Here is a 5,876-nt window from a genome sequence, read left to right on the forward strand (position 1 = left end):
AATGAAGCCTACGAACGAGGAATTTTATGTCATCGTTGATTGGCATATTTTGAAATCCTAGGCGATCCAAACTACAATTTAACCCACGCTAAAAAAATTCTTCACCGATATTGCTACAGCCCACAAAGATAAAAAAATCTTCTCTATGAAATTGCCAATGAGCCCAATGGAGTAAGTTGGGTAACAATAAAGAACTATGCTGATCAATTGATTCCTGTAATTCGGGCAATTGATGCCAATGCCCCTATCCTTATTGGTACCCGTGGCTGGAGTTCACTCGGTGTCTCTGAGGGTAGTACTTATCAGGAAATTGTTAACAATCCTGTCCAATTTACAAATATAATGTACACTTTCCATTTTTATGCTGCCTCCCACAGAGATGAGTATTTAAGCGCTTTGGATAACGCTTCTCAGGTACTCCCTATCTTTGTAACCGAGTTTGGTACACAAACCTACAGCGGTGATGGAGCAAATGATTTTGTTATGTCTGATCGATATATGCAGCTTATGGCAACAAGAAAAATTGGTTGGACAAACTGGAATTACTCCGATGATTTTCGTTCTGGAGCTATCTGGAAAACGAATAGCTGCGCAACCGGCTCCTGGGGAGATAACAATTTAAAGCCAGCGGGAGTTTATATTAGAAATAAAATAGGAATGTAAGCCAAGCCTCTGGCCTGAGGGCCCCAGGCCTAGACATGATTCTAATAAGGAATTATCGGCTGCCGATATTTAAGCTGCAGGCCTCACACCATAACGTAGCATACGCGCTGCGGCTTTGATACCTTGCATACCTACCCCCCCATCACTCCTGTCACGGAAATACTTCCATTTGAAGTAAGGTAAACAGGTGGAATTCCTGCTGCGGAACCCCAAGAGGTTGCGCTATTAGTCATTGCTGGTGAAGCATTTCCTGTAATAATGAGTGCTATGTTGGCCGCAGGAGTTGTGGGAGCAATAAACGTGGTTGGTGCAGTAGCAAGTGTTGGCGGGACAGGATTAGCAGTACTATCGTATTGAATAACGCCACTCGTTGTTTTCAAGGCGGAGACATCTACACTGACTATATTCGTGCATTTTGTTGACGAATGAGTATTCGCACTATTCCAGGGTACGACTACTACCCCACCATAAGCTAAAGACGAAGTCGTTGAGCAAATTCCTGTAGAGTCATAGACTTGCACTTTCACATTCGAAGCGGAACCACCTAAACTGCCATTAACAACCACCCCAAGGGAATTGATTAATATTAATTGTCCACTTGCAGCAAAAAGAGAACCTGCTAAACCAAGCGATAAAACGACGGTTAACAAGACTAATGCGCTTTTAAGCGTCATCTGTTTGCCAATGCTCCAATCCATAGCTGATACCATCCTTTATAATTAATAGTAAGTCCCTACTTAAAAATATAATTAACACACCCTTACACGCTTTACAAATCCTATTATTTGGCCTTTATACAGCACTGAGAAACCACGTTCTGCAACAGGTTTGGAATAAGTAGACTTATCGTTTAATCTCACTGCATAAGAGCTTTATTTACCATTTTAAGGAATGAAATGATTATTCTTTTTCAAAGGATTAATTGTTGGTATTGCAATTGCGGCACCTGTTGGTCCAATCGGTATATTGTGTATCCAACGCTCTCTCCATAATGGTTTTCAAATTGGACTCATGAGTGGTTTGGGTGCGGCATTAGCTGATAGCGTTTATGGATTAATTGCAGGACTTGGTTTAACGGTACTTTCTTCTTTTTTGCTCACTCAACAATTTTGGATACGCTTGATAGGTGGGCTATTTTTGCTTTATTTTGGAATCAAACTTTTTCTCACAGATCCCTATGAACAAACAACCAGAGACAAAGAACGCTCTCCCTTGCATGCCCTTGCTACCACCTTTTTCTTGACCTTAACGAATCCAGCAACCATTTTATCCTTTATGGCTATATTTGCAGGTTTAGGTTTGGGCAGTACAGCAACTGACTTCATACACGCCCTTATACTAGTATTGGGGATAACAACTGGCTCAACACTTTGGTGGTTATTACTCAGTAGTTTCGTAGCCTTTAAATTGCGCCATCGCCTTAGCCCTAAAGTGATGCACTATATCAATCGCTTCTCTGGCATTATTATTTTATTTTTGGTGTTTTTGCTTTATCAATGTGCTAAACAGAAAGGAGTAATTAAACAGGATTAGAGCTATCAATAAAATGATGTTGCAATTTAAAGTGCTCTGCCAGATGGTTACCCAGGGCTTGTATCCCATCACGCTCAGTAGCATGGTGACCGCAAGCAAAATAATGAATCCCTAATTCTTGTGCCTGATAGTAAGTACGTTCGGAAATTTCACCGCTTAAATAAGCATCAACCCCAAGGGCATTGGCTTCTTCAATCAAATCCTGTGCAGCACCACTGCACCAGGCTATGCGTCGAATAGGTTTATCCATACCAGGAATATAAAAAGGCTCTCTGCCTAATTTTGCCTGTAATTCAGCTAAAAATTCTTTTGCCGTTTTCCCCCGCTTTAACGAACCAGACCATAGTAAATTGGGTGTTTTACCTACCTGGTGCATGGTGATTGAATTACAATCGAAAAGTTTCGCCAGGCAAGCATTGTTACCTAGCTCTGGATGGCAATCAAGAGGCAAATGGTAAGCGAATAAGGTGATATTATGAATGAGTAATTTAGCAATACGCTGGCGCTTAATGCCAGTTATCACGGCATCCTCGCCTCGCCAGAAGTAACCATGATGCACAAGCAACGCATCTGCCTGCAATGCCACAGCTTGCTCAATAACGGCGGCTGAAGCAGTAACAGCCGTACAAATTCGCGCGATCTTATCGCTACCCTCAATCTGCACACCATTGGGCGCATAATCATTAAAATTAGCACAAGCCAATAGAGTATGCAGATAAGAGGCTAATTCATTACGGGCTATCACCGCACTGAAATCCTCTTAATATCAGCACCCAACATCGATAATTTTTCTTCAATACGTTCATAACCTCTATCAACATGGTAAACACGCTCCACATTGGTTTCCCCTTCCGCAGCCAGGCCGGCCAAAATAAGGCTTGCAGAGGCTCGTAGATCAGTAGCCATAACTGGAGCTCCGGTTAATTTTCTACGCCAGTTACCATTGCTGTATTGCCATTTAAATGAATTTGAGCCCCCATACGCTGTAATTCCTGTACATGCATAAAACGATTTTCAAAAATATTCTCAATCACTGAAGAAGAACCTTCAGCAATGGTATTCAAAGCCATGAATTGTGCTTGCATATCAGTAGGAAAGGCCGGATAAGGGGCTGTGGATATATTGACCGCTTGAGGACGCAAACCATGCATATCCAAAGTTACCCAATCCTCTCCTATCGCCAATTCAGCACCTGCTTCTTCAAATTTACAAAGCATGGACAATAAATTATCTGGTTTTACACGACGTACAGTGACTCTACCACGTGTCAGTGCGCCAGCAGTAAGATAGGTACCTGCTTCAATACGATCAGGCATAACTGCATATCGACCGCCAGTGAGTGAGCTTACCCCTTCTACTTCAATAGTTGCAGTCCCAGCACCAGAAATTTTTGCCCCCATTTGAGTAAGGAAATTTGCTAAATCAACAACTTCTGGCTCACGAGCCGCATTTTTGATGAGTGTTTTACCTTCTGCAAGAACAGCCGCCATGAGGACATTTTCAGTACCTGTTACAGTCACAGTATCAAAAACCAAAGGCTTACCCTGTAAACGCCCCTTTTTACAACGCGCCTTGATAAAACCATTTTTCACAGAAATATCAGCACCCATTGCCTTAAGCGCTTTAAGATGTAAATCCACTGGACGGGTACCAATTGCACAGCCACCTGGAAGTGAAACATCAGCTTGGCCAAAACGAGCCAGTAAGGGTCCTAACACCAAAATAGAAGCACGCATAGTTTTCACGAGCTCATAGGGAGCAACATAATTATCAACATGCGAAGCATCCACTTGCACATTCATTTTTTCATCAACAGTTAATTGCGCACCCAATTGCCCCAAGAGTTCCATCATGGTAGTAACATCTCGAAGATGAGGCACGTTAGCGATCGTCACATTATCAGTAGCAAGGAGTGTTGCAGCCATGATTGGTAAAGCCGAATTTTTTGCACCAGAGATCATGACTTCGCCATTTAAAGCTTTACCGCCGTTTATTATCAACTTATCCATGACTTTTCTCCCACTCTTCCTTTGTCCAAGTCTGCATACTAAGTGCATGTAGACTGCCGGTCGTAATATAATCCCTCAGCTTTGAATAAACCCATTGCTGTCTAGCTACCTTTGATTTGTCGAGGAATGCATTAGACACAATAGTTAACTGATAATGATAACCATCCCCCTCAACCTTAACAAAATCAACTTCGCCTGTTTCCACAAGGCGACGCTCCAATTCTTCATTACTTACCATACAACTTCTCACTCTGAGTATTCTTTACTACAAGGGTCTGTTACATTTCTACTATCAAGCCATCAGCACTCAAGCTAGCGACATGTAAACAGCCTATCATTTACGGTGCCAATATCCCGTTAACTCCACAAAATTCGGCCAAAACATGAATAATTTTTGGCATATTTTCCATTTTGCAAGTTTTGTTTTTCTCTCTACAAAGCCTTTCTGCTTCAATCAATAAAGCAAGACCTGCACTATCACAATGAACCACCTCACTTAAATCAATCTTTAAAATAGCCTCCGCATGTTCCCGGCAATATTTATATAAGCGCTCGCAGTCCGTTTGCACTGTAGAAAAGGTCATTTCTGACGACGGTTTAAAAGATTGTGTTTGCACTTAAGCCGCCTTTTTAACAGTACTGCGTTGGTTCATTTGTTTTATTAAATCTTGCATGCTTGAACTTCGTAATGCTTCAGCAAATTGTGAGCGGAAGCTTTGTAATAAACTGACTCCCTCTACACTTAAATCATAGATCTTCCACGTCCCATTTTTAGACACCAGACTATAACTTAACGGAATATTTTGTCCATTTGAGCGTACAATCACACTGTTTACACGAAGAAAACGACTTGATAATGAACCTCTTATAGGTAGAAATTTTACTGTTTCATCTGTGTATTCAGCTAAAGGAGTTGCATAGGTACGAATAACCAATTGCGTAAATGCAGTAGCAAATTGCTTCCTCTCGCTTGCAGACGTTTTATTCCAAGCTTGGCGGCCTAACACGGAGCGCGACATGCCACTGACATCGACGTTAGGTAATAAATAGCGCTGGACAGCTTGATGAATCACTTGGGGATTATTTTTTAAGCTCGCTTTATTTTGCTTGAGGGTAGCAATAATTTGATTAGCAGTATCTTCAAGCATAGGTAAAGGCGATGATTGTGCCCACAATATTTGAGATATCGCTACAGAGGCAACTAAGACGATTGATTTTATTACATTCATAATTCACCTATTTCTTAATATTGAATAAAAGCTGACCAATTAGATTTTCAAGAATGACAGCTTCTTGTGTTTTTGCAATAACGTCCCCTTCACGCAAATAAGGATGATCCTTATTTTCCTCATCATCAAAACCCGGGACAATACTGATGTAATTAGAACCAATCAAGCCCTCAGTCAAAATACGTGCTGACGAATCTTCAAACGGTATTGGTTTATCACTTCGCAATAACATGGTTACCTTGGCATTCAATTCACCGGGTTGCAATTCAATATGAGTCACCTCACCTATACGCACACCAGCAACTGTGACCGGCGCTCTAACCTTGAGACCACCTATATCAGTAAACTCCGCTGTTACATGATAGCCTTTGCTTGATGCCAAATTAGAAATACCACTCACTTTCATCACGAGAATAAGTAAAGCAAACATGCCTAACAGCAT

Annotated in this window: 7 protein-coding genes and 2 pseudogenes; 2 read left to right on the forward strand and 7 right to left on the reverse strand. The window is 41.4% G+C overall.

From position 1 onward, the window contains the following. Positions 1-147: 147 nt before the first annotated feature. Positions 148-663 (forward strand): annotated as a pseudogene (locus tag BN58_RS25440) (glycoside hydrolase family 5 protein); the annotation flags it as partial. 131 nt (positions 664-794) lie between these two features. On the opposite strand, the gene BN58_RS13545 reads toward BN58_RS25440, so the two are convergent. Next, positions 795-1,361 carry a hypothetical protein gene (locus tag BN58_RS13545; RefSeq protein ID WP_019217294.1) on the reverse strand — a complete coding sequence of 189 codons (567 nt, stop codon included), beginning with the start codon at positions 1,359-1,361 and terminating at the stop codon, positions 795-797. Positions 1,362-1,629: 268 nt separating this feature from the next. Here BN58_RS13545 and BN58_RS25445 point away from each other — a divergent pair, with 268 nt between their 5' ends. Then, complete coding sequence (locus BN58_RS25445; protein ID WP_019217295.1) at positions 1,630-2,196, forward strand: LysE family translocator; 567 nt, start codon at positions 1,630-1,632, stop codon at positions 2,194-2,196. Here the strand turns inward: BN58_RS25445 and BN58_RS13555 are convergent. From BN58_RS13555 to mlaD, 6 genes and pseudogenes are all read right to left on the reverse strand, one after another. Then, positions 2,183-2,941: a Nif3-like dinuclear metal center hexameric protein gene (locus tag BN58_RS13555; RefSeq protein WP_019217296.1), complete on the reverse strand. Its 759-nt coding sequence runs from the start codon at positions 2,939-2,941 to the stop codon at positions 2,183-2,185. The genes BN58_RS25445 and BN58_RS13555 overlap by 14 nt on opposite strands. Further along, positions 2,938-4,205, reverse strand: a pseudogene (gene murA, locus BN58_RS25450) (UDP-N-acetylglucosamine 1-carboxyvinyltransferase). The gene BN58_RS13555 and the pseudogene murA overlap by 4 nt, the downstream one beginning before the upstream one ends. Then, positions 4,198-4,443, reverse strand: coding sequence for a BolA family protein (locus BN58_RS13565; protein ID WP_019217299.1), 246 nt, complete (start codon positions 4,441-4,443; stop codon positions 4,198-4,200). The pseudogene murA and the gene BN58_RS13565 overlap by 8 nt, the downstream one beginning before the upstream one ends. 100 nt (positions 4,444-4,543) lie before the next feature. Then, positions 4,544-4,822: an STAS domain-containing protein gene (locus tag BN58_RS13570; RefSeq protein ID WP_019217300.1), complete on the reverse strand. Its 279-nt coding sequence runs from the start codon at positions 4,820-4,822 to the stop codon at positions 4,544-4,546. Continuing rightward, entirely contained in the window at positions 4,823-5,434 is a 612-nt protein-coding gene (locus tag BN58_RS13575; RefSeq protein ID WP_019217301.1) for an MlaC/ttg2D family ABC transporter substrate-binding protein, read from the reverse strand. 7 nt (positions 5,435-5,441) lie between these two features. Continuing rightward, positions 5,442-5,876, reverse strand: a 435-nt coding sequence (gene mlaD / locus BN58_RS13580) for an outer membrane lipid asymmetry maintenance protein MlaD (RefSeq protein WP_019217302.1), incomplete at its 5' end; no start/stop codon positions are given.

The organism is Legionella tunisiensis (assembly GCF_000308315.1).
GTDB lineage: Bacteria > Pseudomonadota > Gammaproteobacteria > Legionellales > Legionellaceae > Tatlockia > Tatlockia tunisiensis.

Coding starts and splice junctions, on each gene's coding strand:
- BN58_RS13565 (WP_019217299.1), bottom strand. CDS start 4,443: ATGGTAAGTAATGAAGAATTGGAGCGTCGCCTTGTGGAAACAGGCGAA.
- BN58_RS13575 (WP_019217301.1), bottom strand. CDS start 5,434: ATGAATGTAATAAAATCAATCGTCTTAGTTGCCTCTGTAGCGATATCT.
- BN58_RS13545 (WP_019217294.1), bottom strand. CDS start 1,361: ATGGATTGGAGCATTGGCAAACAGATGACGCTTAAAAGCGCATTAGTC.